We start from the raw sequence: 26,777 nt of genomic DNA, 5'->3' as shown, positions 1-26,777 counted from the left end.
CCGCGCTGTTATCTGGCAGCAGCTCCGTTCTTGATCTCGGGCGGCTCGACGTAGCGGAACCTTCTCGTGCGGTCGCGGTCGCGCGGATCCGGGCGCGGAATGGCCGACAGAAGTGCCTGCGTATAAGGGTGATCCGGCGCGTTGCAGACTTTTTCGGCGTCTCCCACCTCAACAAGCTTGCCGCGATACATCACTCCGACGCGGTCGCACATGTATCTGATGACGCCGATGTCATGGCTGATGAAGATGTAAGCCAGGCCAAGTTCGTCCTGCAGCCGCATGAGCAGGTCCAGCACCTGGAAACGCACCGAAACATCGAGCGCCGACGTCGCCTCATCCGCAACGATGATGCGCGGCCGGAGCGTGATGGCGCGGGCGATACCGATGCGCTGGCGCTGGCCGCCGGAAAAGGCGTGTGGATAACGCTCACGTCCGGCAGGGTCCAGACCCACCTGCTCCATCAGGGCGCAGACGCGCTCATCCAGTTCCTTGCCTTTCGCAATGCCGTTGACCAGCAGCGGCTCGCCGATGACCTGTGCCACCGTCATGCGCGGATTGAGCGAACCGAACGGATCCTGAAAAACCATGCGCAACTCACGCCGCGCCGCTTTCAGCTCCGCACCTTCGATTTTGGCAAGATCGACCACCGTGCCATCCGCCCGGCGATAGCGCATCTCGCCCCCGGTCGGATCGTAGAGGCGCATGATCGAGCGGCCCATTGTGGTCTTGCCGGAGCCGCTTTCGCCGACGATGCCGAGCGTTTCGCCCGGAAGCAGCTTGATCGACACGCCATCCAGCGCCTTCATCTCACCGAAGTGCATCGAGAGGTCGTTCACTTCCAGGATAGGCGCCGCGGCAAGATCGAGCGGCGGGCGGGCAAGCCGGATTTCCGCCTTCTGCTCCAGCTTCAGAACCGAGCCGATCAGCATGCGCGTATAGGGGTCTTGCGGATTGTGGAATATTTCATCGACAGTGCCATATTCCTTGGCAACGCCGTGATGCATGACCAGCACGTCATCGGCAATCTGCGCCACCACGCCCATGTCGTGGGTGATGAACAGCACCGCCATGCCATGCGCCTTTTGCAGCCGCGATATCAGGTCGAGGATTTCGGCCTGCGTCGTGACGTCCAGCGCGGTTGTCGGTTCGTCGGCGATCAACAGTTGCGGTTTGCAGGCCAGCGCCATGGCGATCATGGCGCGCTGGCGCATGCCGCCGGAATATTGGAAGGCATAACGATCCAGCGCCTTTTCGGGGTTGGGAATTTCCACCTGTCGCAGCAGCTCGATGGCTTCCGCCCGTGCCTGCGCCTTGCTCATCTTCAAATGCAACCGCAGAACTTCGGTGATCTGATCACCGACGGTGTGCACTGGCGACAGCGACGACATCGGCTCTTGAAAAATCATCGCGATGTCTGCGCCGCGCACCGAGCGGATGGCCCGGCTGCGCGGATCGAGCTTTGCGAGATCCAGCGACGTGCCGTCGGCACGGTTGAGGATGATCGACCCGGAAGCGATGTAACCGGGGCTGTCGATGATCTGCAGGATCGAGCGGGCGGTGACGGATTTGCCGGAACCGCTTTCGCCCACAACGCAGAGCGTCTTGCCGGGATCGATGGAAAAAGACAGATCGTTTACCGCGCGGAAAATGCCGTTTCGCACGGGAAATTCGGTGACCAGATTGCGGACGTCAAGCAGCGGTCGGTCTGGCTTCATCGAGAGAATATCGCTCATCCGGGGCCTCACTTGTTATAGGGGTCGGCTGCGTCACGCAGACCGTCACCGAGCAGATTGAGCGCCATGACGGCAACGACAACAGCCACGCCGGGCAGGAACAGCCACGGCGCGGTTGCGATCGAGCGAATATTCTGCGCCTCGCGAAGCAGCACGCCCCAGGAAATGGTCGGCGGCTGGAGGCCAAGACCGAGGAAGGACAGCGAGGTTTCCGCAAGGATCATCGCCGGAACCGCAAGAGTGACCGAGGCGATGATGTGGCTCGAAAAACTCGGCAGCATATGGCGGAAAATGATGCGCCCTTCCGGAACGCCATCCAGCCGGGCTGCTGCCACGAATTCTTCCGTCCTCAGTGACAGGAACCTGCCGCGCACGACGCGGGCAAGCTGCGCCCAGCCGGTCAAGGACAGGATGATGGTGATCATCATATATTGCAGCGTTGCCGGCCAACCCTGCGGCAGGGCGGCGGCAAGCGCCAGCCAGATGGGAATGGTCGGCAGCGACAAAACGAAGTCGATGACGCGCTGCATGACAAAATCGATGCGGCCGCCGTAATAACCGGAGATACCGCCCAGAACGACACCGAGAAGCAGCGAGAAAAACACGCCGACGAGACCGATGGACAGCGAAATTTGCGAGCCCTGTATTACCCGACTGAAAACATCACGGCCAAGGCGATCCGCGCCGAAAAGGAAGAGCGGTCGGGTCTTGTCGGTCGAGGCCAGCAGATGGATATCCGTGGTGAACAGGCCGAGCACCGAATATTCGTAGCCGCGACCGAATAGCTGGATCGGGATTTTCTTGGCCGTATCTTCGACGAACACCGCCGCCAGCGTTTCAGGATCACGCGTCAGCTTCAGCGGATAATAATGCAGACCAAGGGAGAGGCCGTCCGTCGTATCGATGAAATGCACACGTTGCGGCGGATGAAAGGTGGCGCGCGCATTCTGCAGAACCGGATCGTTGATGGCGAAGAAACCTGGCAAAAGCGCGACGATATACATGGCGATGGTGACGAACAGGGCGGCCATGGCCAGCCTGTGGCGCTTGAACGCCCACCAGATCAGTTGCCATTGCGAGGCGACGGCAGCGCGGTCCGGCCGGGTATTGGTGGTGATGGCGATATCGCTCATGGCGCCCTCCTATTCGAGACGGATGCGCGGATCGACCAGCGCAAGAAGGATGTCGCTGATGAGTGATCCGATCAACGTCAATCCGCAGATCAAAAGCACAAAGGCGCCGGCGAGATACATGTCCTGCGCCATCAGCGACTGCAAAAGCAGCGGCGCTGCCGTCGGCAGATTGAGCACGATAGCAACCACAACCGAGCCTGAAATGAGATTGGGCAACAGCCATGCAATCGTGGAAATGAATGGGTTGAGCGCAATTCTCAAAGGATATTTCGTCAGCAGCCGGAACTCGGACAATCCCTTTGCGCGCGCGGTGGTCACGTAGGGTTTGGGTAATTCGTCCAGCATGTTTGCGCGCATGACGCGGATGAGGCTTGCCGTGGAGGACACCGCGAGGATCGCAACTGGTAGCCAGATGTGGGCCATCAGATCCATCATCTTGGCGATGCTCCACGAAGCAGTCTCGTACTCCGCCGAAAACAGCCCTCCGACATCGGCCCCAAATTCCACCGCCGCGACATACATCAGCACCAGCGCCAGAAGGAATGACGGTATGGAAAGGCCGAAAAAGGAGAAGGCGGTAAAAAGATAATCGCCGATTGAATATTTGCGCACGGCGGAGAAGACGCCGATCGGAAGTGCGATGGCCCAGGTTGCGAGAAGGCTTGCTATGGCCAGAACCAGCGTCAGCGCCATGCGCTCCCAGATGAGGCCGGAAACGGGCTGCTGCCATTCGAACGAGATGCCAAAATCGCCGCGACTGATGATGCCCCATATCCATTTGAGATATTGCACGATCATCGGGTCATCGAGCCCGAAGCGCTCTCGCAGTTGCGCCGCCGTATTGTGGTCTATGACTTCGTTGGACGCAGCAAGCGTGGCGATGTAAGTCGTCACGTAGTCACCGGGTGGCAGCTGGATCAGTACAAAGGCAAGAAAGCTGACGGCGAACAGGGATGGTATCATCCACAGCAGGCGTTTTACGATAAATAGCAGCATGACGTTCTCGCAATCACGTTTTACCACACGCGCCGCCTTCCACTACGAGACGGCTTGCGGGTGGTCGAAGCAACCTGAGAGGCGCCGCCGCTTTGATGAAGCGACGCCCATGTGGCGGTGTCAGCTTGTGAAGGTGAACTGTTGCGGCAACGCCGGGCCGGGGTTGGGCCATGACCAGCTGTCGGGTTCTTTCTCCGGCACGTTGCGAAGGTTGTTGCGGATAATACCGAAACCACCAACGGCAAGGCAAAGACCGATCGTCTCGAACTCTTCCGCCGCAATATCGAAGATTTCCTTCATCTTCTCGCCGCGCTTGACAAGGTCGGCCGTCGAACGCGCTTCATCGAACAGTTTGAAGCGCTTCTTCTGGCTTTCCGGCGGCTCTTCCCCCTTCTGCCCGTTGGATGTGTACCAAAGCGCCCACGGAATGGCGTAGCGCGACCCCTGCGGGTGGAACGCGAAGAAGTCACGCGGGTCGAGCATCGGATCGAGACCGCCAGGACCCGGCCAGACCGCCGCATCATGGGCGTTATCATCGCCGCGTGTGTAGTACAGCGCGCGTTCGATGGTGTTGACCTTGATATCGACGCCGATTTGCGCCCACTGCGCCTTCACCAGTTCCAGCGCATCGACCAGATCGGGATAGAGTGTCGGGATCACATCGATCGAAAAGAAAATCGGCTGGCCGTCGGGCCGGAGCCGCATGCCGTTGCCGTTCTTCTTGTCGTAGCCGGCCTTGTCGAGAAGATCGTTCGCCTTGGCGACATCGTATTCGGTGTTCTGACGCGCCAGCTTTTCGTGATACCAGGGATGTGTCGGGCGCGGCCCGGCCTGATAGCCCTCGCTCTGGCCGAAATAGACGATGTCGATGATTTCCTGGCGGTTGAGCGCGATGGACAGCGCCTGACGGAACGACTTGTCGCCGAACATCTTGCGCATCTCAGGGTCTTTGTGGGTGATGTTGAGGTAGATCTGGCACTGCTGCGCAGCCGATGGCACCAGCGTCAACAGACGGTAATCGCCCTTTTTCATGTTCTGCGACAGCGTCGGCTTGTTGGCGAGAACGCTGATATGGCGTTCCTGAATGTCGATCTTGCCGGAGATGACGTTCAGCATCAGCGATTCGACATCCTGCGAAATGCCGAAATTGACTTCGTTGATATAGGGAAGCTGGTTGCCTTCCGTATCGACCTGCCAGAAGTAAGGATTGCGTGTCATGACCACACGGGTCGCGCCGCCGGAATAGGGTTCCTTGACCACCCACGGGTCGAGCGTCGGCTTGTCGACATTCGACCAGCGCGACGGAATTTCGATGTCGCCGCACTTGGCGCGGAACAGTTCCGTCCAGCTGGACACGCCAGCCGCCTTGACGTCGGCATCGAGCGCCGTGTTGTATTTCGGCAGGAACTTGCTGCAATAATGCTTGGCAAACAGCGTCGGATGCTGGCCGAGCGGCGTGGCGAGGTTTTCCAGATAGAGCGCGTTTGGCGCTGCGAATTTGAACCTGACCGTGAAATCATCAACTTTCTCGACATCGACCGCCTTACCGGCGACGGAGAGTTGCGCCGGGGTAGCGCTGTAAAGCTCCTTGTTCTTGATGCAGTCCTCGATGGCGAACACCACGTCATCTGCGGTAAAGGGATGTCCATCAGACCATTTCGCGCCCTGCAACAGATGGAAGGTGAACTGCGAGGCGTCGTCATTGACCTCCCATTTCTCGGCAAGGTTGGGCAGAACTTCGGTGAAGTCCATGTTCCAGCGCACCAGCCCCTGGTTGCCGACCATGCGCAGGATGCCGTTATGGTCCGACGAACCGCGCAGGCCGCGGCGCAATGTGCCGCCATAGGTGCCGATCTTTTCATGCGGCGTTACCACCATCGGATTTTTTGGCAGACGTTCCGCCAACGGCGGCAGTTTGCCGTCTTTTACCAGGGCTGCCAGTTCCGGCGCTTCCTTGCCGGCAGCAGCCAGGGCCGAGCTCCCGATGACGGACACGGCGGCGACGCCGCCAAGCCCAGCCATAAAGGTTCGGCGCGTCACGCCCAGTGAAAATTTATCGCCATCGCGCATCGACTATCCTCCCAAAAAATTACCGGCAGCGAGACAGCTTTCACCGAACCGCAACAGCCTCCCGGCCAGCCAGCACACCGATCCTCCACCGGCAGGGCAGACCATATGGGCGTTTTCAGATGATTACAAGTATTGACAGATTTTTACATATTTTTTATTCGTAGACCTGTCTTCACGATCAGGTTTGAGGAAAGAACCGGCACGACAGTAACCACGTTCATGAAAACCCCGGTATTTCTGTTGCGATTAAAATGCAGGAAACCCATTAACTTCAGCGATTTGCAACGGAAGGGCTGCTGATGGACAATCAAACCGCATCCGCCGCCGCTCGAGGCGAGACTCGCTTGAGCGACATCATCTACGAAAAGATCATCGGAATGATTTCTGATGGTCGGTTTCCCGTGAACGAGCGGTTGCCGTCGGAGCAAAATCTGGCTTCCCTGTTCGGGGCTTCCCGGCCTGTGGTGCGCGAAGCGCTGGAGCGGCTGCGCAACGACGGGCTTATCGTTTCGCAGAAAGGTTCCGGCTCCTATGTGCGCCAGCAGCCGGATTCATCTGTGTTGCAGCAGGTTCCTGTCGGCTCGCTTGCCGATGTGCAGCGTTTCTTCGAATTCCGGTCCGGCCTTGAGTCTGCAGCCGCCGAACTTGCAGCACGCAGTTGGCAGGCGGCCGACAAAGCCCGCATCGAACAGGCCATTACCGCGCTGGAACAGTGTCTTGCGCGCAACGATCTTGGTGCGGAGGAGGACTTTGCCCTGCACGAAGCCATTGCGAAAGCGAGCCATAACCAGTTCCACATCACCGTGCGGATATGGTTCAAGCCGCATTTCGCGATCGGCCAGTCGGTGACACGCAGCCTCAGCCTCAAGCGTACGCCGCAACATGTGCGCGAGGTACAGAACGAACATACGGCAATCGTGGAAGCGATTTTTGCGCGCCAGGAACAGGCCGCGCATGACGCAATGAAAGATCACATCCTAAAGGCCCGTGCCCGCATGTTTCAGGGCGTCGGCAGCTAGAACCGTTTTTTAAACACTTCAAAAGGCGAGCCATACAGGGCAAGGGAAAATAATCAGTGATCCAGCCACGCATCATAGAGCCGAAACTCCGCTCTCTCATCGACACGCCGTTGAAGGTCGGCGAATCACCGGCATGGGATGAGCGTACCGGGAATCTGTGGTTCGTCGACATTCTCGCCCCCGCCATTTTCTGCCTGCATCCGGGCGGCAAACTCGACAGATACGAAATGCCCGCCCAGGTGGGATGCCTCGGTCTTTGCGACAATGGCCTTGTTGTGGCGGGCCTCAAGACGGGCGTGCACCTTCTAGACCCCGCAAACGGCGCGCTCGAACTGCTGTGCGATCCGGACGAAGGACGAGCGGACAGCCGTCTCAACGACGGCAAGGTCGGCCCCGATGGCCATTTCTGGGTGGGAACCCGCGACGAGGCTGCCGTGCAGACAGGAAATGCCCGCCTCTATCGTATCGCGCCAGATGGCGGCGTCGAGCTTGTCATCAATGGCGATATGTTCACATCGAACGGGCTTGCCTGGAATCTGGACGGAACGCGCATGTATCATTCCGATAGCAGCGGTCTGATGTATCAGGCGTTCGATTTCGATGTCGCGACGGGCAGGCTCGGTCCAGCCGAACGCCTGCACGATTTCGCACCCGACGAAGGCAGGCCTGATGGCGCGGCGACCGATCGCGAAGGCTGTTACTGGAGCGCCGGCGTTCAGGCCGGGCGTCTCAACCGCTTTTCGCCGGAGGGCGAACTGTTTGAGATATACAGGTTGCCGTTCAAAGGGCCGACCATGCCATGTTTCGGCGGCCCGGACCTCAAAACGATCTATCTCACGAGTCTTGTGACCGAGACGAACGGAACAACCACCCCAGGTACGCTTGTTGCGTTTGATGTGCCTGTCGCGGGCGTAGCCGTTCACAAATTTTCTATCTGAAGATGCCCTTCGATTTTTAAGGAAACCAGTTGATGACGACATTCGATTTCCGCCAGGCTCTGCACGGTATTTCCGGCGTCCCCGTAACGGCTTACGAGACAGACGGGGAAGTCGATATAGCTGTCACCATCGAAGCCTATGCCCGTGTAGCAAAGGCGGGCATCCACAATATCGTTGCTGCGGGCAATACCGGCGAGTTTTACGCGTTGACGCCCGCTGAAATTTTCAAGGTCTACGAAGCCGCGATTGAAGGGGTGAACGGGCAAGCCCCCGTTACTGCAGCGATTGGACGCTCGCAGCGGGAGGCCCTGTCCATGGCGCGTCGGGCCAGGGAGATGGGCGCGTCTGCGGTCATGTCCCACCAGCCGGTTGACCCGTTCGCAGCGCCGCAATCACAGATCGACTATTTTATCGGCCTGGCTGAAGGCAGCGAATTGCCTCTCGTAGCCTATGTCCGCGCCGACGGGTTCTCGGTCAACGACATGGTCAGACTATCGAGCCATCCGAATGTCTCAGGCATAAAGTTCGCGACGACCGATATTATGCTTCTGTCGCGTGCGATCGCCGCTTCCGATCCTGACGGCTCACTTTACGTGTGTGGACTGGCAGAAAGCTGGGCTCCCGCCTTCTGCGCCGTCGGAGCCCGCGGTTTCACATCCGGTCTCGTCAATGTCGCACCGCAATTTTCCCTGCAAGTTCATGATGCACTGACGGCCGGCGATTTCTCGGCCGCACGTAAGATCGTTGAAAAGATCGAGTTGTTCGAACGGCTGCGGACACGATACCGGAACGGCGCCAATGTGACTGTGGTAAAGGAAGCGATGCAGATACAGGGGCTTGCGGTTGGCCCAGTTCGAGCACCAGGACTCGCCCGTCTGGACGACGAGGATCGTGCAACACTTGAAGTGCTGCTTACCAGCTGGCAATGACAGAAGCCTCATTCCCAACTATGGAGACACACTACGATGCCGATGATGGCACCCAACCCATCTGTGGAATTATGCGCCTAACCGGCTCGGTTGCGATGAACAAACAATGCCTTGTGTCACGCCCAGATAACCATTGTGGTTATCTGGACCAGGGGTTGATCACTTTCACGCCGGCAGCCTCGAAAGGGCTTGTATCGCGAGTTGAGATCGTGAGGCCATTTGCTACGGCTGTGGCTGCAATGTAGCCATCGGCCGTGCCGATCGCTTTCCCAGACGCTCGAGCGCGTGCCATCAGTTCAGAGTAGAACTGAGAAGTAGCCAGATCGAAGGACAGGATGCGGCCGGAAAAGTGTGGCAGCACCTCGCCCTCGATACGGTCGCGGAGGATAGTTTGCCGTCTGCCTGAAGGCATAGCAGCAATTTCGAAGCGAAGTTCCGCAATCGTTATTGCGGAGATGAACAGCGTTTCGACAGCTTGGGCGTCCAACCAGGCAATCACCGCCTCGTCCGGAACCGGTTTCCAAGGTTCGGATGTGACGTTGGTGTCAAGCAGGATCATTCGAAGGTCATCGGCTTAGCAGGTGTCTTGTCGCGACTTTTCTGAAGAGCTTCAACGTCGCTGTTGGAAAGCTCTGCGTCGCGACCAATGGCCGCTAGCAAGGACCCGAGCTGAATACGTTCCGGAGGACGAACAGCCGCTTCAATAATGTCACGAATCTCGGCCTCCGTGCTCCGGCCATGATGAGCCGCTCGCACCCTCAGAGCGCGATGTGTTTCTTCAGAAAGGTTACGAATGGTGACTGCCGGCATTGATATCATCCTTGGAAAAATGATCTCTTTGATATCAAAATACCAATAATGATGCTAAAATTCAAAAGTATTGAGTTTCAGCAGGATTTGACCCGTTTTCATTTCGCGGCCGGCAATCCGTCGAGGATACCGCAACCACGAGCTATCGTCTTATCGAGAAGATCTATGCACACCTTGCGAGAATGATTGTCGAGCGGGCGGGGTTTTCAGCGAGACATGAGCATGACCCGAAATTTTCCATACTGGCCATTTCCAAATGGCCAATTTCCAAGAAAACAGTGCTTCCCCCGGTGAGGCTGGCTATCGCGCAGGCTGTCCGTGTTAATCGAGATTGGACATGTCTGATGTTGCCCTAGGGGTCCTCCGCGTCCATATAGTTCCAATGACGCATGATTCGAAAATATTCGTAGGTCTTCGATCCGCTCGCAAACGCTCGCCATCGGCCAGCGAAGCCATAGGCCCAAAATGCCAATGGGACGGGTGTGAAAAGAGCGGTACTCACCGTGCGCCGGTGGGATCGGGTGCAGAAGGTCTTTACCTCTTATTCTGCCTTGAGCATGTGACTGACTACAACAAAGGTTATAGTTTTACGACACCACCCTCCAATGCCGACGTCGCCCGTTACCAGAAGGAAGCGACGACGGGTGCGCGCCCGACCTGGGGAACGAGGGTGAGCGCGGCGACTGAAACTCCGTTACCGTCTTCAGTTCGTTCAGGCTCGGCAAAAACGCTAAATGCTCGCAAAGCCGATCGGCAGGGGCAATCGCGGATCGGCGCCCAACAGAGAAAGCTCAAGGTACTGGAAGCCAAAGCTTTCGAAACACTTGGCCTTTCTTCCCAGGCGACATCCCAAGAAATCAAGAGCCGCTATAAGGAGAGGCTCAAAATGCACCATCCCGACGCCAATGACGGAGACCGCAATTCTGAGGATGCACTTCGAAGCTCAATCGAAGCGTATCGAATCCTTAAATTGAACGGTTTTTGCTAAAGCCTGTTTGAAAAGGGGCCTAAGATCTCTGCCTTCGAGGGACCCGAGCCACTGACCCGCTCCAACGCATAGATGAGATGATCACTCGGACCTCAATTTAAGCCAACATTTCTCAAGTGCATTCAAAGAGCATCTCCGTTATTCGCCCAGGAGCTGCGAGCAGACACGTTCTCCGTTGCGCGAGGTTGCGCTGAGCAATGGGCCCTCGGCGTGATTTGTATTTTTCGCTATTCGACCGCAAAAGCGAAGACACCGGATGGCTATTGGACAAACTCTGCCTTGAGGAGAATCGCCGTCATCGCCACTTAAATGGCCGAAAGATACAGGGATACCGATTTCTATGTTGTCACCACGCAACCGTGCGACACTCTGATTGCCCATATTCAGTCCCGCAGAACGGTGAGGCTCCATCAGTTTCGGTGGAGCGCGCGTCGATGCTTCCCCGCAAGGGCGCCCAGCCTGTCGGTGGTTGGGACTTCGGCTTTTGTCTCGGCACGCCGGGTGCTTGAGGGCCAACTCTCGGTCCCCGATCATTTATCCAGAAAGATGGCTTTCTTTCACCCTTAGCGTTACAACGACTCCGCCCTCTACCCAGTTATAGTCGATTGATCCACCGAGTTGTCCAGAGACTGTCCTGTGCAACATCTTACTGCCGTAACCGTCTGACGATCTGGGCGACTGGGCAGGGTCGCCTCCGTGTTCGCTCCAGACGATCTCGACCTCATCTTCGATTACAGAACCGGATATGTCGAGCAATCCCGCATTATTCGACAAGGCACCATATTTGAGCGAATTCGTTGCCAACTCGTGTATCACGAGTGCCAGGCTGGTTGCGGACTTTTCTCCTAATCCCATCCGCGGCACCGCAACGCGGATGCGACCTGCAAAAGCTCCGACGTCGTCGTAAGGGGCAAGCAGCACAGCAAAGAGGTCACCGAGCAATGCCGATCTCCCCTGGCCATCGGGAAGCGGGCGCACCAGTTCGTGGGCCCTGCCGAGGGCCGTCAGTCGCTCAGTCAACTGCTTTGCCATTTCCTCTTTTGTCTCGGTCGTCCGCGAGGTGATATTTGTTAATCCAGAGGCCAGAGCCAGAATATTCTTGACGCGATGGCTCATCTCGCCGGCAAGGAGTTCATGCCCTTCCTCCGCCTGCTTGCGGCCCGTGACGTCAAGAAAGATGCCTGTCATTTTTTCGGTTGCAGCGTCTCCCTCGTTGCCCTGGCCTCGAGCGGAAATCCAACGAACGTCGGAGGCGTTCGTGAGAATGCGGAAATCAATTTCAAACGGGCCGTCGATGGCGCGGGTTGCGACGAACGCCGCCCTGACGCGGTCTCGGTCGGCGGGATGCACCTTGGCGGAAAGATGCTCGAAAGTGAGGTCTACCTCGCCGCAAATGTCCCAGAGTTCGTAAGCCTTGGCATCCATCACAAACGTGTCGTCATCGACGATCCAGGCCCAGAGCGCGACCCCGGCCGACTGGATAGCACGCCTGAGCTCGGCTGTACTCCATTCAGGTTGTGATGTGCCTTTGCTCAATTTCAAATGTCTCCCACCCATACAAAAGCTGGCATCGATCTAGAACTAGCTGGCCAGCGAAGCGTTATCAATGTTCTACGTAGGATGTGCTTTATTGGGATGGAAGTGGAATGGCATTAATTTCGGACCGGTATCGGGACATATTTGTTGGCGATGGAGAGATGGCGCAGATGATGCGGCGCCATGATTGGGCGGATAGTACACTTGGTTGTCCAGACGAGTGGCCCGAAGCGCTGAAGGTCGCAATTCGGCTGTTGCTCACCTCAAAATTTGAAATGTGGCTTGGCTGGGGTCCAGACATCGCCTTTTTCTATAACGATGCCTATAGGCCGACCTTGGGAAATAAGCACCCCAACGCACTTGCTGTGCCGACAAAGATATTATGGTCTGAAATCTGGAATGACATCAAAGGGCGCTTGGAAACCGTTTATTCAAGCGGAGAGGCAACCTGGGACCGCGCGCTGCTCTTGCTTCTCGAACGCGACGGGTATCCGGAAGAAACGTACCATACCTTCTCTTACAGTCCGCTGATCGGAGACAGTGGCAAGGTCGAGGGCGTCTTCTGCGCGGTCACGGAAGAAACCGAGCGGGTCATCAGTGAACGCCGCCTGGCAACCATGCGCACTCTGGCGTCTGGCCTTGCCGTGGCCGACACCGAGGTCGAAGTCTTCAACGCTTCACGCAAAGCGCTTAACGACAACCCTCAGGATCTTCCCTTCTGCGCACTTTATGTCTTTGACGAGAACGGCAATGCGATGCGCCGGTGGGTTTGCGGCACAACTGAAGACGACACTTTATTGCCGGTAACAATAAACCGTGGTGTGGACATCTGGAACCTTGAACGCGCCTGGCAAGAACAGGCAATGGATCTGATAAAGTTGTCGGCCACAGACGTCATCCCGTCGGGGCCCTGGCAAAGAGCGCCATCTCAGGCTGCGGTCATTCCTTTGGTCGGACAAGCCAGCGACCAACCCAAGGGGGTAATGATCACCGGGCTCAATCCGCATCGGGCGGTCAGCGACGATTACCTGGATTTCCTTAAATTGATTGCCGGCCAGATCACCTCGCGCTTGGCGAGCGCCGAAGCGTTCGAAACGGAACGTCGACGCGCAGCGGCGCTTGCGGAGGCTGCCGAGATCCGGGAAAAAGCAGCGTTGGCACTCGAGCAGCTCAATCGTCAACTCTCCTCAGAAGTGGAACTTCGGACCGCGGAGCGGGATCGGATGCGCGCCCTGTTCCAGCAAGCCCCAAGTTTCATGTGCATCCTCAGCGGGCCTGAACACACTTTCGAGCTGGTCAACGATGCCTATAATCAACTTGTCGGGCATCGCGAGCTCCTTGGCCTCAGTGTCAGAGAGGCGCTGCCTGAGATTGCCGGGCAAGGTTTCTTCGAATTGCTCGACGGTGTTTTTCGATCGGGCACGCCGTACATAGGTCGTTATGTGCCTGTTTTCCTGGAACGGGATGGCAAGGAGCAGCCGGATCAGCGCTTCGTACATCTGATCTACCAGCCAATTTTTGATCTTAACGGATCAGTGACCGGGATTTTCGTTGATGGCTTCGATGTCACGGACCAGAAGCGTGCTGAGGATCAGCTTCAGAGCCTTAACCACACCCTTGAGGAAAAAGTCGAGCAGCGCACTCTTGAACTGAGAACAGCACTTCTGAAGCTTGAGAAAGAAACTGTCGAGCGCGAAACCGCACAGATCGCGTTGAGGCAGGCGCAAAAGATGGAAGCGCTGGGTAACCTCACAGGCGGCGTGGCGCACGACTTCAACAATCTTCTCCAGGTCGTGAGCGGCAACCTGCAGCTTCTCTCCAAAGATATCGACGGCAATAGGCGGGCAGAACAACGCCTGCATAATGCCTTGGCCGGCGTTGCCCGCGGCGCAAAGCTGGCATCGCAGCTTTTGGCCTTCGGCCGCCGTCAGCCGCTCGAGCCCAAAGTCGTCAATGTTCGAAAACTCATCCAGAATATGGACGATATGCTGCGCCGGGCACTGGGCGAAGAGATAGAACTCGAAACCGTTGTCTCCGGCGGGTTATGGAATACGCTGATCGATCCGAGTCAGCTGGAGAACGCCATACTGAACCTGGCAATCAATTCGAGGGACGCGATGGAAGGCCGCGGACGATTGACAATCGAGACCGGAAATGCGGTTCTCGACGACAATTACGCCCGTTCGCACGACGATGTCCGTCCCGGACAATATGTACTCGTTGCAGTGACCGATACGGGGTCAGGAATATCGCCGGATATCATCGAACATGTCCTGGAACCGTTCTTCAGCACGAAAACGGACGGGAAGGGAAGCGGCCTAGGTTTGTCGATGGTTTACGGCTTTCTTAAGCAGTCCGGCGGCCACCTCAAAATCTACAGCGAGGTCGGGCATGGGACGACCATGAAACTCTATATGCCGCGCACGGTGCAGGTCGAAGACAGCCTGAGTGATCCAGAGGCCATTGCGGTGACGGGTGGCACTGAAACTGTTCTCGTGGTGGAAGACGATGACGGCGTTAGGGAAACATCGGTGGCGCTGCTGACGGACCTTGGTTACCGCGTCCTCCAAGCAAGAGACGCACAGTCCGCATTCGCCGTCGTCAGCAGTGGCGTTCAGATCGACCTGCTGTTCACGGACGTCGTGATGCCGGGCCCGATGCGCAGCACAGATCTTGCGAGGAAGGCCAAGGCTCAGTTCCCTGGCATGGCCGTGTTATTTACCTCAGGCTACACCGAAAATTCGATCGTCCACGGCGGCCGGTTGGACGCTGGTGTCGAGTTGCTATCCAAACCCTACACGCGCGAGGCACTGGCCCGCAAAGTCCGCCACGTCCTGAACAACGCGCAGCAACACAGGATTGCCTTGCAACGGATGGAGCGCCAGGAGCCCGCGCCTGCACCCGAGCAGGAGCCGCGTGATAGCCGCCCAACGGTGTCCGCAAAACCGCATGTCCTTATCGTTGAGGATGAGCCGCTTATCCTGATGTCGACGGTCGACATGGTAGAGGAGCTTGGTCACACGGTGCACGAGGCTAACTCAGCGGAAGATGCCCTCAGCGTCCTTGAGACCAACAGGATCGACATTTTGCTGACAGATGTCGGCCTGCCCGGCATGTCCGGGATCGAACTTGCAAGGCATGTAAGGGAACGCTGGCCAAACGTGCGGATCGTTTTCGCAAGCGGTGACGACAACGCCAAGACAGCCTCGGGCATTTCCGATGCGCAGCAATTGTCCAAGCCTTTCAGTATCGATGGGCTGCGACAGGTGTTGGGTAAGGCCGATCGGACCGTGTGACCGCAATTTGGCTGGCATGGCTCGCGCACGGGTATAACCACGTTTGCCATCGCGCTGTTTGGCGATGGTAGCCTGCCACTTGCGCAAGGTTGAGTATCCAGTCCCACCTGCGCTGTTGACCGCCGGGTCATCACGATTGTGGGACTGGATCTGTGGAGATACCTCGATCCCCCTGGGCAAGCGAGGCCACGGCACCCTTCGCCGGTTAATGGGCCTTTCGGTTTTGATCCGAAGTCGACGCCCGCGCGGCGTAAGGCATAGCTCGACCGACAAGAACCGCGCGGCATAGAACGCCACCAGCTCGATCCGGATCAGCCGTACGCCGCGGGGCACGAGATCACTAGAGGCTGACGCCCTCCAGTTTCGCGATCAGCGTGTTGCGATCCTCGACCGATTTCAATCGCACCGTTAGAGCTTCGCTCTTAACCGGTACCTGGGGCGGCAGAGAGACGGCAATGCCGGGAATATTTTCGGCAGCCCACCGCCTGAAACGAGGCAACTTGTTGGGGCCGCTGATAGGAAGGGTGTGAATATATCTGAAAGTCATGACTGCTTCTTTCCGAATGCGGGCATTGCCATGGCACAGGCGGCCAGATTTGCTCCGCAGTTTTCGTGTCGGGTTGCGAGAAACCTGACGCCAATGTCGCGGTCGCAACTATTGGCGCCAGGCAATCAGCGTCCGGCACTAACCCTTCGGATAGGAAAGACGTAACGCATGGTGAGCGCGAAACCCGTTAGCTCCATCGTCGGCATGTCAGACACCAGAACCTTGCCGCTCGCTCAACCCCAGGATCAGGCGGCCAGAGTGACGGCGGGCATGCCGACATCCCAGCTCTGCATGGAGCTTCCGTACAAAATCGGCAAGCGCGATATCACCCAGCCTGTCCGCCGCCGCTTGTGGAGAAAACCATCGTCTTTTTCGGTGCGCTTTTTCGCGCCAGTGGGTCAAAGTGCCACGCACGTTCATACCGAATATCGTGACACAGCAGACAAGCTGAGGCCCATCGTTGAGAGTCTTGATGTATCTGTATGTCATTACCGGAGCCGGGGACATGTCGCCAATAATTCCTGCCACCTTGAGGGCATGTCGTGAGGCCATGACGAGGGGCGGACATGCTTTCACGAGCGGGCCATTGGGCACGATCCAGCGCTCGCGCTCACGGTCCGTGACAAGCAGCACCTTGCGCTCGCCGTCGCGCCCGATCCGCCAGGGAAGTACTCCGACCTGCTGCAACTGACCTCTGTCATCAGGTGACGAGACGATCCGGCTTGCTGTCGTAGCGCGTGTCATTGTCCTGCGGTCTCCGCAAGCCAGCGAAAGGGCAGCCGGAACTCGTTGCGCTTGCAACTATGAGGCTTGCGTGCGGCTCTCAGTGGAACAGAGGTTTCACACCAAGGGCACCGGGCGGCGGCACCCGGCAGTTGACGATTGCAGGCAGGGCAGACTGGAAGGGGGCGAGGGTGGGACATTAAAACGCTCCATGGCTACGTCGCGCGAGCGACGCATACGAACCGCACTTTCAATTGCGTGGTTCCCGGAGCGGCTGGGTCTATGGCGGCGTTAAAGGTTCAGTGCTGCCAGCTCCGGGTTAGGGAACGTGCCTGATCAATAAGCCTGAAAAATAGGGATTTCATGGTCGTTTTCATGATGCTTATCTGGGCAAGGATCGCGTTGACTGCAAGGTGACCTTTTGCCGCACGATAGGAATGATGTCGGACCATTCGCGCCAAATCGTACGTGAACGAACCTCGTGACATCCACTCAGCGGCAACAAGCTCTGCGTCACTTTATAGCCTCACTGTCAGACCCAGAGCTTTTCGCTTGAACGCGCGGACGACGATCGAGACATTGATGGAGGTTTTGCAGACGTAGCTGTTATCGAACAACAGACCTGACCGGTCGTTGCACAGCACTGACGATTCGAGCGCCTGCTCAGCTAGGTTGCGCCCCCACTCATTGTGGAAGAACGTGCTTCCATCGGTAAAGCCAAGCCCGGTGCTCTGGTATGTCGGTCGAGCTTGCAGCGATCTTAAGGCGGCAAGATAAGCGGCATCATTGTCCGACCTGCGTCCAGCGATCAATGCTTTTCCCAGAGATTTCCGATCGATGCTGGGACGCCTCCAAATAATGAAGCGGTTCTCAACCAGATCAATGTACTCATCGAGACCAGCAACGGGGATCGAGTGGGCGGCGACAGGTTGATAGAACATGAATGGATCGCTCTCTTCGGCGGCCGCATTCGCCCGGAAACACATAACCGCTTCGAGCGATGCCACTATCTCCGGCCAGGCTTTAAGGACGGAGGACATCACCTGAGGGTCGACTCCAGCCTTCCGCCAGAGTGCATGTATTAAAGCCAGAGCAATCCACCGTGGCTCGCCTGTCGTCTCGTTAGCCGCGTTAGCAATCGGTGCAAGGCAGGCCTCGTCCTCACATAGGATAGCGGCGACATCAGCCAGAGTAGCATGATCAAGACCAAAATTGGTCTTGGCAAGCAGGGCAGGAAACAAGGTGGTAACCTCTGAAAAACGCCTTGTTCTCAACAAAGAGAACAAAGACCATTGGAGCGACTGAATTGGCGAACGACCCGATCGCACGCGTGCGATCGGGTGACGCTCCTGCTTTGAGGCGCAGCGGCTCCGGTCTGGCTTGAGGTCCAATAATCATCACCGATGCGTTCCTCCCGGACAGCAGGAGTCGAGCTGGGCCGCCGCTCGTGATCGCCTAGATGACCCCTAACGCGTCCATAGCTTCCGCGACCCGAACAAATCCGGCGATGTTTGCACCAAGGACGTAATCGCCCGGCGCGCCATATTCCTCGGCGGTTTCCGCGCAGACATCATGGATCGCACTCATGATGTCTGCGAGGCGCGCCTCCGTTTGCTCAAACGTCCAGCTGTCACGGGAAGCGTTCTGTTGCATTTCCAAAGCAGACGTGGCGACCCCTCCTGCATTAGCGGCCTTGCCAGGCGCGAACATGACGCCTGCCGCCTGAAACAACCTTACAGCCTCGGGAGTCGACGGCATATTTGCGCCTTCTCCCACCGCGATGACGTTGTTTCTGACGAGCGTCTTTGCGTCTTTACCAGTCAGTTCGTTCTGCGTTGCACAGGGCATAGCCACGTCACAGGGAACATCCCAGATTGATCCTCCCTCGACAAAGCAAGCATCCGACCCCTTGAGCTTCACGTATTCCGAGATGCGTCCTCGGCGGACCTCCTTGATCTCCTTGACCAGGGCGAAATCAATCCCGCTTTCATCAACGACATAACCGTTTGAATCGGAGCAAGCGACAATCTTCCCGCCGAACTCGCTTACTTTTTCCATTGTATAAATTGCAACGTTGCCCGAACCAGAAACCGACACACGCTTTTCTGAAAAGTCCATTCCTTTGGAGGCCAGCATCCTGCGCACAAAGTAGCTCGCCCCATAACCTGTCGCTTCTTTGCGAGCGCGCGAACCGCCATAGAACAGGGCTTTCCCGGTCAGGACTCCCGCCTCAAATCGATTGGTCAGCCTCTTGTACTGGCCAAACATATAGCCAATCTCACGACCGCCGACACCGATGTCGCCAGCGGGAACATCGGTGTATTCGCCAATATGTCTATGAAGCTCAGTCATGAACGACTGACAAAAGCGCATAATTTCGCCATCAGATCGTCCGCGCGGATTGAAGTCGGATCCGCCCTTCCCTCCCCCGATGGGCATACCGGTCAAGGCGTTCTTGAACGTCTGTTCGAATCCGAGGAACTTGATAATACCGACGTTGACCGAGGGATGAAACCGAATGCCGCCCTTATAGGGACCCAAAGCAGAGTTGAATTGCACGCGGAATCCGCGATTGATTTGGACCTGACCGTTGTCATCCACCCAAGGCACACGAAAGATGATCTGCCTCTCCGGTTCACAAATCCGCTCGATGAGGGCGTTTTCCGCATAACGCGGATGTTTAGCAATGACTCTTCCAAGGCTCTCCAGGACTTCGCGCACGGCCTGGTGGAACTCGAACTCTCCTGCGTTTCGGCGCAAGACTTCGTTGAGAATGGGTTCGAGTTTTTCGTCGACGTGAACCATCAAATACTCCGTTTTTTTAATAGCTTAAGGAAGATCGGCATGGGCAAGGCAGCCTGATCACTGCCGGCGAGGGTGACTGCCTTGGCTCGTCAGACATCGGGGTTCTTTGACCTCACTCGCTCGGACATCATCGCCTGGAAGTTCGACAGCAGGATTATGCATCCGCCGATGACGACCCAGGCGTCTACGCCTTCTCCGTAAGCGTAGAACCCGACGACCGCAGCCATGGGTACACGCAAAAAGTCGATAGGCATGATGACAGATGCATCGAGGCGCTTAAGCGCCTGTGCCTGGCAGTAATGCGCACTCAAGGCACCAACGCCGGCAACCATCATCCACGGAATATCGGACAGGCTGACGTCCCTCCAGTCCGTCAACGCGGCCAGCAGTCCCAGCGGCAGTTGAATGAGAATCATCCAGACCACGATGATTGCTGGTGAGCATTCTTTCGTGAGCTGCTTGACGAGAATTAAGGAAAGCCCATAGCCCGCGGCCGCCAGCAGCACTAAACCAGCAGCCGGATCAATGACGCCGAATCCTGGACGCACTATCACCAGAACACCGATGAAACCGCCAAGGGTTGCGAGAAGCCGCGGCCCGGTTAGCTGCTCCTTGAGAAAAAGCCAGGCGAAAAATGCGACCCAGATCGGCATCGTAAATTCGAGTGCAAAGACCGAGGCCAGTGGGAGAGCGACCACGCCAATGGTCCAGAAATACTGGGCGGTGAAGTGAACGACGTTTCGGGCGAGATGCCTTGGAAACAGTTTCTTCTGACGGATCTGCGGCAGGAGTGACCGTCCCACCAGCAAAATTACGCCGAGACCGACGAGAGCCCGGAAAAACAGCACCTGTCTGATCGACAAGGTCGATGCGAGCTCGCGAGACCCGACAGCCATGCTTATGAAGGACGCCATGCTCAGCGCCATCCAGCCAAGTCCCTGCGCAAAACCTGCCCGCCCCCGCATTCCAGTAAAATGTGTGTCTTTTTCCATGATTGCTCCGGACAGCTTGTGCTGCCGCAATAGAGGAAGCCTTGGTCCACTTTTGTTGGCCAAACATCTGAAGCACCATACGAAACAGATGTTGTTGGTGCGTTCAAAGGGCGGAGGAACGTGCGCAAGCAAGCGCAGACATCCGGTCCTGCAGACCTTTCTTGCGTCGATATCATCGCGTTCAGAGGTGGCTGAAGGCTTCCGCGGCTGCTCGTCTTTCACCGGCACGGCCGACCCGGACGACAGTCAATTGATGTCTGTGTCCATCGCGAGAATTCCACTCGCCGCGCTGCCCGGGCTTAAGGCCCAAGAGCGCCACGCCAACAGGCGTCAATACAGACAAGCGGCCCGCGTCTGCCAGCACTTCATTCGGGAGAACAAGGGTAACCTGGCGTTGCTGCCCCTCTACATCATACGAGACAGTTGATCCTAGGCAGACCGTGTCGAGCGAGACCTGTTCGTCTGCCAAGACCCAGGAGTTTTCCAGCTTCTCACTCAAGTCGGGGCCGACGTCGAAATCATTGGTCAGGGCCACGAGCGTCAGGCGGCTAAGTGTGTGAAAGTCTGTTGCCCCGATTATGGGCATGGTTTGGCTGAGTGAAGACATGTTTATTGTGACCTGCGCAACAACCCCATCGCTAGAGGAAGGGCGTTGACTTGTTTGAAGAGAGACTTGCCGCAGATGGTAAGGCGAACGTGTTGACGTAGCCACTCTGGATCCGGCAGGCGACAGTGGCCGGACCCGGTTACGATCCTGCGATGGGGCAGACCCTGAAAGCGCTCACTGCGCGTCTTTTGCTCTCGTTCAACATCAACCTAGCATTTATGGAAGGTGCCATGAAGTCAAGGGCACTTGCCGAGATCAAAAGCGCCGGGCAGCGTCTCACGGAGCGCTTCTTGACTTCCCCCTCAGGCATGCCATGATTAGGGCACCATGTTGAAAATTGGCAATTCACATAAATTTCGCCTCTGCCGAGAGTATCCCGTCGAAGGATACTAGCCCGGGACGTAGACTGCTGTCGCGCGTCTGAACCCGGGCTTTGATCCTGCGGGATTGCGCGACCTCACCCTCCACAAGCAGTCTTTTTAAAACGCAGCTATTCGGCCGCGGTACGAGGCATATGAAATGAACACCACTGATTACACAAAGCCGTCCATCATCGTCCGGCAGACTGACCACGCTCGTCTGACCGCTCTTGCACTGGCGGCACCGGGGCGCGACCTCGACGATGCCGAGAAGTTGCTTATCGAACTTGAGCGTGCTGATGTCGTAGAGGATGACCAGTTCCCCGCAGACGCAGTGGCGGTCGGATCGACGGTATCCTACCTGACGGAAGGCGGAGCCAGAAGGACGGTAACTCTTTGTTACCCCGGCCTCGCCGACATCGAACGCTCAATGGTCAGCGTGCTGACCCCGATTGGAGCTGCTCTTCTTGGTCTTTCTCCCGGACAGCAGATCGAGTGGAAGGGCCGTGACGGGCATTCACACAAGTTGACCGTCCTTGAGGTGATGGCCGACTTAACGGTCAACGCCTCTTAAGACCCTCATTCCGGATGATACGAGAACCCGTTTACAAATTGACGGCGACCGTCCGCATCCACCGATTGACGAGGTCACAATTCAAACGTCGCGAGTAATCGCGACTATTGCGATCCCAATCGATGCCAGAGAGCTTCATCTTCCACTCCCTTGGTTGGCCATCTGTCCCTGGATGACCCGGCAAGCTTCGATCCATGCATACCGCCTTGCGTTTCAACGTGAATGAACATCACCTGAATATCTGAATGAGCTACTAGAAGCGCAATCGTTTCGGCACCCATCACCTCTTTCTCGAAGTTGTTCGAGGAGCAGGTGGCGGCTCAGATGGTTATGCTTGACTGATGTCACACATCCTGCAACGCCATTGCCACGCCGAAAAACGAGGCGGATAAATGCCATGGACGATCCAGCGCCTAAAGTTCGCCCTTCCGGTGTTGAGATGGGCTGACCCCAAATGCTTTTTTGAAGCTCTGGGTGAAGGCACTTTGGGTTGCAAATCCCCACGCCTGAGAAATCTCCTTTACGGACCGATCCTTATTCCGATCGATCTCGTCGCGAGCTTTTTGAAGGCGCAGAGCAAGCTGATACTCACTTATTGTTTGTCCCACGCAGTTCAAAAAGGAATATTGCAAAGAACGAACACTGACCCCGCTCAGGCCCGCCAAGAGTTCAGGAGAGCTTCTAGCCGCTGGGTGCGCATGGATATAATCAATCGCTCGACGGACTTGTCGTGGAGCAATGACGGGCACAGGCGCCTCAAGTTTTTGCGTGTAGTTGTTCGGATAGTTTAGAAGAAAACTGTCAACGATCAGATTACCCATACTCGGAGACTGCTTATTCAATGACCTGGCAATTCCTTGTAACGGTGAACCGTTCAGCATTTGAACAAGAGCCGGAAGCCCTTCGAGTTTGCCATGATCCAGAGCGCGTTTGCTAAATTCGATCGGCTGAACCACAGGCCGATCGAGCAATATCGACATGCGTCTTGATAATAGAGCGTCTGAGATAACGACTGTTGAATGTTCGCTACCATCAAGGACATCCACGCTATCGGCGTGCCGGTAGCCAATGACCTGATTAGCCGCAATCGATAGCCTTTCACCCCGGAAGTCATATTCGGTCGCTCCCTTGCTCGCGAAATTAAACAGAACAGCGTCGAACATCGCAATGGGAGTAACGCGATACGAACCTATGGTCGCCGACCATTCGAAGAATACTTCATCGATTACGGCCAGTTGACCGGTGACCCCGTAGTTGTCGTGTGAGCCCAGTGGCATGACAGCGACGGGAGCATACGCCTCACTCAGATACTCTTCGACTTCCCCAATATCTCTCGACGAGATCTTGAGCTTTTTGTACAGCCCGTCCGACATTTCCCGCACATCCCAACACAGGTTGACGTGATAAAAAGCGCATTAGGTACCAACTCAAATCACCTGAAATGGCATCATATGTCCCTATAATAACCAACGGTGCGGCATCATTTAGATCTGGGAATCAACCGAGGGTATTGCTCCATTTCGGTCGTAATCAGTCATGCTTGCAATCAGCCTCTGCGTTGCGGAAGACGTTCTCAATGTCTAGTGAACGGTTCAGAGGACATTTGTCCGGCACGCTGGCAATAGTCGCAAAAAAATTGCACCTCAGAAACACACCTGCACTTTACAGGTGGCTCATCGGCTTCACGCGCCTTTTGAGAGTGAGAGTTTTCGACTATTCTTAATTATAAACATTGGCGCCTTACCGGTCGCGGCTCTAAACCTCTAAAAAAGGTTCACGTCGAATGGCTTAGCCAAGGATTATGGCCTAAACGTCCGCGACATAAAGTGGTTTGGATACGGATTTGATACAGAGATGTCTGGATGAGCAATCAATTATTTCGGCCTCCAAGCTTTTAGCGGCGATGGAAAACCCGAAAAGGCTCGCAATACTGCGGATTCTCGTTGACGCCGAAATTCCGGTTGGTGAGCTGGCACACCGGGTTGGCCTCAGCCAATCAGCCTTGTCGCAACACCTCGCCAAGCTGCGCAATGCAAACGTCGTACAAACCCGCCGTGAAGCGCAGGTGATCTACTATTTCAGCCATTCCGATGCCGTGCGGCGTATTTTAGCTACTTTGGAAGCGATTTTCCGCGAGCAGCCGCCTGTGTCTCCGGCTGCTGCGCCAAGCGGGCGATAAATTCGCCCCGGCGCATGAAGCTGGTAACGTTATGGATGGCTTCACTGGATTGGACTGGCTGGCCAGTCAAGATTCCTCGCCGCTTTAGACTGTTTTCTTGATGTATTGTAAGCGGTTGTCCGACCGCATATTGTCCGCTGTCGCCTGATCTGTGATCGACACTCCATGGATGAGTGACAACGAGGATCTTGCAGGCATACGTCAGAGTTGCCTTAAGGTGTACTACGCTTATCGACTTACACGGTTACCGTGCTGCTTTCGGCGCTCTTTACGGAGACACACCCAACAAGAAACATCAGGACCACAATCCGCACCTCGGAACTCCGTGAGTCGCTCAGTTTGCTATTCCGTGGCTCTACACTCACTCCTGAAATACACCTCAGACAGCCGAAAGTTTCCTTTGTGTCGCCTGCACTGAGCAACGATATCGATACTCGCCTTCAAAAAAGCCACGATGTCGGCCCGGTCCAGGCCTGCGCCGCCCTGCGACTCCTTAACGAGCAGGACCAGTTGCTCAAAAGCCAATTCGGCCGAGTTCGCATGGACCGTGGTTATTGAGCCAGGATGGCCCGAATTCACGTTCCGGATATAATAAAAGGCCGTCCCATCGCGAAGCTCCTGAAGCAGAATCCTATCCGGCCGCATACGAAGACAGGATTCGAGAAGCTCTTTCGGTCCGGCACGCGAAAGCCCCTGCCGTCCTTTCGAGTAGAACAAGCGCACGTGGTTCGGTTGTGAGATAACGAGCTCGGGAGTGTCCTCGATTGAAATGACCCTCTCGTTTTCGGGAATATGCTTGATCAATGCTTTGGAAAGCGTCGTTTTCGCCGAACCTGTGGCGCCAGAAATGATGATGTTTTTTCGAGCGATGACGGCCTGCCGCAGGAAATCCTTAAAACGGCCGGCACGATATGTTTCACACAGTTCCTCATCCTGCGCGGAGGAGGAGGTACTGGTCGCTGCGCACGCTGTCTGGAAAAATCCCTTTTCCTCCAGATCATCAAGACTGAAGTCGACCGAGGAAGGCTTGCGGATTGTCATGCTGACAGTGTCATTGATGGTCGCCGGGGGGATGACGATCTGGATTCGTTCGTTCCCGGGTAGCGTCGCCGACAATATTGGACGCGTCTCATCAATCGACTGATGGGAAAAACTTGCGACTGCCCGGGCAAGACGCATGAGCTTTTCGAAGGTCAGCTCCGGCATTTCATAGGTCCGCCACCCACCGGGACCTTCCGTCAACACCTGCCCGGGCCGATTGACAATCACCTCTAGGAGAGACTTGTCCTGAAGGAATGTCGAAAACGGCTTCAACAGCTCGCTGACGACAGCCGATTCTTGCCTCTCTGACATTTCGCGCTCTATTTCGTTAGGAGCGTCGATCGTGGCGCGAAATCCCCCAGGACTGCACGATCGAAAACGCGGTTTCTGGGTTCGGTCACCCGAAGACCGTAGATGCCGGAAAAGTCGAGATCGCGAGCGACAAAGATCGAAACCGGTTCACCTTGGTGCTTATTGAGTGTCGGCGGGATATTGATGGACTGCTCGACCGCGATGGCGGCCGCCTGTTGACTGGCACTCGTTGTTTTTTGCGCGTCGACATCGCTGTCCTGCAGCCGACTGCTTGCATAGTTCGTCGCGTCCCCGACAATGGAAAGCAGAAGAGCGCTGCCGAACCGCTCCCACCAATGGGTGTCGACATGGCCGTCGACACCGGCACGACCCAGTGCGTCGGTTGCTGGTGATGCGAGAGTGACGATAACGCCCTTCGGCGTTTTCGCGCGATTCCAGAGAATGAACAGGCGCTTTTGCCCGCGCTGAAGCCCTCCACGATATTCGCCGACAACCTGCGTGCCCTTTTCCATCAAGACCACCCTGCCATTGTCAGAGAGAACATCGCGGTTGATCACACAAGTGGTAAATCCCGGCTGGTCGGATGCTAACGCGGTTTCAAGAACGCAGGGAATGGTCGTTCCCATCGCGACGATGAAATTGCGGTTTCCGAGTGTACCGGCCCTTGAGCCTTCAAGCCGCGTTGGCCGCAGCAGGCCATCGAAACGATGCTGCTCATTGTTTTGCTGGTTCTGAACAGACATATTGTTGTCGAGCGGCACGAAATTGCTGTTGTCGGAAGGATAAGAGCTGTCGCTTTCCCTCAACTCTTTCCGATTCCTCTGCCCTCCACTGAAGGCCATCACGGGCGCGCGGCGGGCGGAATCGAGCAGCTTATCCTGCTCTTCAATGACCGGTTCGACGAGAGGCGTTGGCAATTTTACTTCAGGGAGCGCCTGGTCCGGTTCAACTTTCTCTTTTGCGGCCTCGAAGGGGGTCGTCTGGCGAATAATGATCCGTTCGGGCTGAAGATTTTCATCCCTTCCCTTCTTTCCCGTCGTCGACCAAAGCGCGAAGCTGACAAACGCGATGATCGCAATGGCAACAGCGCCGCGTTTCAAGAGAGGGCTGTTGTCGATCTGACGACTGGTGACGGTTTCGGCACGCTCTCCGGGGATGCGATCCTCGTCTTCCTGAGCCATGACTGTTCC

The 26,777-nt window shown here is 56.6% G+C and carries 23 protein-coding genes; 7 read left to right on the top strand and 16 right to left on the bottom strand.

Features of this window, described 5'->3' with window-relative positions; all coding sequences use genetic code 11:
• Window positions 1-8: 8 nt before the first annotated feature.
• The 4 genes from J5276_RS27110 to J5276_RS27095 all read right to left on the bottom strand — a co-directional run bounded on the left by J5276_RS27110 (window position 9) and on the right by J5276_RS27095 (window position 5,932).
• Window positions 9-1,733 (bottom strand): ABC transporter ATP-binding protein, encoded by a 1,725-nt coding sequence (locus tag J5276_RS27110; protein ID WP_019565751.1) that lies wholly within the window; start codon window positions 1,731-1,733, stop codon window positions 9-11.
• An 8-nt stretch (window positions 1,734-1,741) separates the two neighbouring features.
• Window positions 1,742-2,866 (bottom strand): ABC transporter permease, encoded by a 1,125-nt coding sequence (locus J5276_RS27105; RefSeq protein ID WP_025591532.1) that lies wholly within the window; start codon window positions 2,864-2,866, stop codon window positions 1,742-1,744.
• A 9-nt stretch (window positions 2,867-2,875) separates the two neighbouring features.
• Window positions 2,876-3,862 carry an ABC transporter permease gene (locus tag J5276_RS27100; protein ID WP_003517191.1) on the bottom strand — a complete coding sequence of 329 codons (987 nt, stop codon included), beginning with the start codon at window positions 3,860-3,862 and terminating at the stop codon, window positions 2,876-2,878.
• A 120-nt stretch (window positions 3,863-3,982) separates the two neighbouring features.
• Window positions 3,983-5,932: an ABC transporter substrate-binding protein gene (locus tag J5276_RS27095; RefSeq protein WP_013637433.1), complete on the bottom strand. Its 1,950-nt coding sequence runs from the start codon at window positions 5,930-5,932 to the stop codon at window positions 3,983-3,985.
• A gap of 299 nt (window positions 5,933-6,231) precedes the next feature.
• On the opposite strand from J5276_RS27095, the gene J5276_RS27090 reads away from it, so the two are divergent.
• From J5276_RS27090 to J5276_RS27080, 3 genes are read left to right on the top strand one after another with little or no spacing between them, the layout of a single operon-like run.
• Window positions 6,232-6,951, top strand: coding sequence for a FadR/GntR family transcriptional regulator (locus tag J5276_RS27090; protein WP_003517195.1), 720 nt, complete (start codon window positions 6,232-6,234; stop codon window positions 6,949-6,951).
• Between the two features lie 56 nt (window positions 6,952-7,007).
• The gene (locus J5276_RS27085; protein WP_003517197.1) at window positions 7,008-7,889 is read left to right on the top strand and encodes an SMP-30/gluconolactonase/LRE family protein; all 882 of its coding nucleotides are present in this window, start codon (window positions 7,008-7,010) and stop codon (window positions 7,887-7,889) included.
• A 32-nt stretch (window positions 7,890-7,921) separates the two neighbouring features.
• Complete coding sequence (locus tag J5276_RS27080) at window positions 7,922-8,818, top strand: dihydrodipicolinate synthase family protein (protein ID WP_112153468.1); 897 nt, start codon at window positions 7,922-7,924, stop codon at window positions 8,816-8,818.
• A 139-nt stretch (window positions 8,819-8,957) separates the two neighbouring features.
• Here the strand turns inward: J5276_RS27080 and J5276_RS27075 are convergent, their stop codons facing one another.
• Both J5276_RS27075 and J5276_RS27070 read right to left on the bottom strand, forming a co-directional pair.
• Entirely contained in the window at window positions 8,958-9,377 is a 420-nt protein-coding gene (locus J5276_RS27075) for a type II toxin-antitoxin system VapC family toxin (RefSeq protein ID WP_112651585.1), read from the bottom strand.
• Window positions 9,374-9,628 (bottom strand): plasmid stabilization protein, encoded by a 255-nt coding sequence (locus tag J5276_RS27070; RefSeq protein ID WP_038496682.1) that lies wholly within the window; start codon window positions 9,626-9,628, stop codon window positions 9,374-9,376. The genes J5276_RS27075 and J5276_RS27070 overlap by 4 nt, the downstream gene beginning before the upstream one ends.
• A 382-nt stretch (window positions 9,629-10,010) precedes the next feature.
• Between J5276_RS27070 and J5276_RS27065 the strand changes: the two genes are divergently transcribed.
• Window positions 10,011-10,616, top strand: a complete 606-nt coding sequence (locus J5276_RS27065) for a J domain-containing protein (protein WP_112651681.1) — start codon at window positions 10,011-10,013, stop codon at window positions 10,614-10,616.
• A 534-nt stretch (window positions 10,617-11,150) separates the two neighbouring features.
• Here J5276_RS27065 and J5276_RS27060 read toward each other — a convergent pair.
• Window positions 11,151-12,158: a sensor histidine kinase gene (locus tag J5276_RS27060; RefSeq protein ID WP_065703158.1), complete on the bottom strand. Its 1,008-nt coding sequence runs from the start codon at window positions 12,156-12,158 to the stop codon at window positions 11,151-11,153.
• A 155-nt stretch (window positions 12,159-12,313) separates the two neighbouring features.
• Here J5276_RS27060 and J5276_RS27055 point away from each other — a divergent pair, with 155 nt between their 5' ends.
• Window positions 12,314-15,448, top strand: a complete 3,135-nt coding sequence (locus J5276_RS27055; RefSeq protein WP_209159964.1) for a response regulator — start codon at window positions 12,314-12,316, stop codon at window positions 15,446-15,448.
• Window positions 15,449-15,788: 340 nt separating this feature from the next.
• Here J5276_RS27055 and J5276_RS27050 read toward each other — a convergent pair whose 3' ends face one another.
• The 6 genes from J5276_RS27050 to J5276_RS27025 form a co-directional block, all read right to left on the bottom strand.
• On the bottom strand, window positions 15,789-15,995 hold the full coding sequence (locus J5276_RS27050) for a hypothetical protein (protein ID WP_019565739.1): 207 nt from the start codon (window positions 15,993-15,995) through the stop codon (window positions 15,789-15,791).
• Between the two features lie 207 nt (window positions 15,996-16,202).
• Window positions 16,203-16,739, bottom strand: coding sequence for an NUDIX hydrolase (locus tag J5276_RS27045; RefSeq protein ID WP_112651589.1), 537 nt, complete (start codon window positions 16,737-16,739; stop codon window positions 16,203-16,205).
• 497 nt (window positions 16,740-17,236) lie between these two features.
• Window positions 17,237-18,109 carry a hypothetical protein gene (locus J5276_RS27040; RefSeq protein WP_247750012.1) on the bottom strand — a complete coding sequence of 291 codons (873 nt, stop codon included), beginning with the start codon at window positions 18,107-18,109 and terminating at the stop codon, window positions 17,237-17,239.
• Between the two features lie 64 nt (window positions 18,110-18,173).
• Complete coding sequence (gene gdhA, locus J5276_RS27035; RefSeq protein ID WP_060643039.1) at window positions 18,174-19,523, bottom strand: NADP-specific glutamate dehydrogenase; 1,350 nt, start codon at window positions 19,521-19,523, stop codon at window positions 18,174-18,176.
• An 89-nt stretch (window positions 19,524-19,612) separates the two neighbouring features.
• Window positions 19,613-20,515, bottom strand: coding sequence for a DMT family transporter (locus tag J5276_RS27030; RefSeq protein ID WP_247750011.1), 903 nt, complete (start codon window positions 20,513-20,515; stop codon window positions 19,613-19,615).
• 181 nt (window positions 20,516-20,696) lie between these two features.
• Window positions 20,697-21,122 carry a GreA/GreB family elongation factor gene (locus J5276_RS27025; RefSeq protein WP_065687585.1) on the bottom strand — a complete coding sequence of 142 codons (426 nt, stop codon included), beginning with the start codon at window positions 21,120-21,122 and terminating at the stop codon, window positions 20,697-20,699.
• A 519-nt stretch (window positions 21,123-21,641) separates the two neighbouring features.
• Here J5276_RS27025 and rnk point away from each other — a divergent pair.
• Window positions 21,642-22,055 (top strand): nucleoside diphosphate kinase regulator, encoded by a 414-nt coding sequence (gene rnk, locus J5276_RS27020; RefSeq protein ID WP_003517236.1) that lies wholly within the window; start codon window positions 21,642-21,644, stop codon window positions 22,053-22,055.
• 413 nt (window positions 22,056-22,468) lie between these two features.
• Here the strand turns inward: rnk and J5276_RS27015 are convergent, their stop codons facing one another.
• Window positions 22,469-23,428 (bottom strand): AraC family transcriptional regulator, encoded by a 960-nt coding sequence (locus J5276_RS27015; RefSeq protein WP_013637417.1) that lies wholly within the window; start codon window positions 23,426-23,428, stop codon window positions 22,469-22,471.
• A gap of 530 nt (window positions 23,429-23,958) precedes the next feature.
• On the opposite strand from J5276_RS27015, the gene J5276_RS27010 reads away from it, so the two are divergent.
• On the top strand, window positions 23,959-24,234 hold the full coding sequence (locus tag J5276_RS27010) for a helix-turn-helix transcriptional regulator (protein WP_003517240.1): 276 nt from the start codon (window positions 23,959-23,961) through the stop codon (window positions 24,232-24,234).
• Between the two features lie 342 nt (window positions 24,235-24,576).
• On the opposite strand, the gene virB11 is transcribed toward J5276_RS27010, so the two are convergent.
• On the bottom strand, window positions 24,577-25,587 hold the full coding sequence (gene virB11, locus J5276_RS27005; protein WP_080850391.1) for a P-type DNA transfer ATPase VirB11: 1,011 nt from the start codon (window positions 25,585-25,587) through the stop codon (window positions 24,577-24,579).
• An 8-nt stretch (window positions 25,588-25,595) separates the two neighbouring features.
• On the bottom strand, window positions 25,596-26,768 hold the full coding sequence (gene virB10, locus J5276_RS27000; protein ID WP_112153473.1) for a type IV secretion system protein VirB10: 1,173 nt from the start codon (window positions 26,766-26,768) through the stop codon (window positions 25,596-25,598).
• Window positions 26,769-26,777: the final 9 nt, after the last annotated feature.

It is taken from the genome of Agrobacterium sp. S7/73 (genome assembly GCF_019355535.1).
In the GTDB taxonomy this organism is placed as follows: Bacteria; Pseudomonadota; Alphaproteobacteria; order Rhizobiales; family Rhizobiaceae; genus Agrobacterium; species Agrobacterium tumefaciens.
Note: the sequence above shows the minus strand (reverse complement) of the source record. Positions and strands in the feature narration are given on the sequence as shown.

Bases quoted from the DNA above. Each gene is read 5' to 3' on its own strand.
- J5276_RS27065 (WP_112651681.1), top strand. From the start codon at position 10,011: ATGACGCATGATTCGAAAATATTCGTAGGTCTTCGATCCGCTCGCAAA.
- J5276_RS27030 (WP_247750011.1), bottom strand. From the start codon at position 20,515: ATGGAAAAAGACACACATTTTACTGGAATGCGGGGGCGGGCAGGTTTT.
- J5276_RS27015 (WP_013637417.1), bottom strand. From the start codon at position 23,428: ATGTCGGACGGGCTGTACAAAAAGCTCAAGATCTCGTCGAGAGATATT.
- J5276_RS27075 (WP_112651585.1), bottom strand. From the start codon at position 9,377: ATGATCCTGCTTGACACCAACGTCACATCCGAACCTTGGAAACCGGTT.
- rnk (WP_003517236.1), top strand. From the start codon at position 21,642: ATGAACACCACTGATTACACAAAGCCGTCCATCATCGTCCGGCAGACT.
- J5276_RS27025 (WP_065687585.1), bottom strand. From the start codon at position 21,122: ATGTCTTCACTCAGCCAAACCATGCCCATAATCGGGGCAACAGACTTT.
- J5276_RS27050 (WP_019565739.1), bottom strand. From the start codon at position 15,995: ATGACTTTCAGATATATTCACACCCTTCCTATCAGCGGCCCCAACAAG.
- J5276_RS27010 (WP_003517240.1), top strand. From the start codon at position 23,959: ATGGAAAACCCGAAAAGGCTCGCAATACTGCGGATTCTCGTTGACGCC.
- J5276_RS27095 (WP_013637433.1), bottom strand. From the start codon at position 5,932: ATGCGCGATGGCGATAAATTTTCACTGGGCGTGACGCGCCGAACCTTT.
- gdhA (WP_060643039.1), bottom strand. From the start codon at position 19,523: ATGGTTCACGTCGACGAAAAACTCGAACCCATTCTCAACGAAGTCTTG.
- J5276_RS27110 (WP_019565751.1), bottom strand. From the start codon at position 1,733: ATGAGCGATATTCTCTCGATGAAGCCAGACCGACCGCTGCTTGACGTC.
- virB10 (WP_112153473.1), bottom strand. From the start codon at position 26,768: ATGGCTCAGGAAGACGAGGATCGCATCCCCGGAGAGCGTGCCGAAACC.
- J5276_RS27055 (WP_209159964.1), top strand. From the start codon at position 12,314: ATGGCGCAGATGATGCGGCGCCATGATTGGGCGGATAGTACACTTGGT.
- virB11 (WP_080850391.1), bottom strand. From the start codon at position 25,587: ATGTCAGAGAGGCAAGAATCGGCTGTCGTCAGCGAGCTGTTGAAGCCG.
- J5276_RS27070 (WP_038496682.1), bottom strand. From the start codon at position 9,628: ATGCCGGCAGTCACCATTCGTAACCTTTCTGAAGAAACACATCGCGCT.
- J5276_RS27080 (WP_112153468.1), top strand. From the start codon at position 7,922: ATGACGACATTCGATTTCCGCCAGGCTCTGCACGGTATTTCCGGCGTC.
- J5276_RS27090 (WP_003517195.1), top strand. From the start codon at position 6,232: ATGGACAATCAAACCGCATCCGCCGCCGCTCGAGGCGAGACTCGCTTG.
- J5276_RS27100 (WP_003517191.1), bottom strand. From the start codon at position 3,862: ATGCTGCTATTTATCGTAAAACGCCTGCTGTGGATGATACCATCCCTG.
- J5276_RS27045 (WP_112651589.1), bottom strand. From the start codon at position 16,739: ATGACACGCGCTACGACAGCAAGCCGGATCGTCTCGTCACCTGATGAC.
- J5276_RS27105 (WP_025591532.1), bottom strand. From the start codon at position 2,866: ATGAGCGATATCGCCATCACCACCAATACCCGGCCGGACCGCGCTGCC.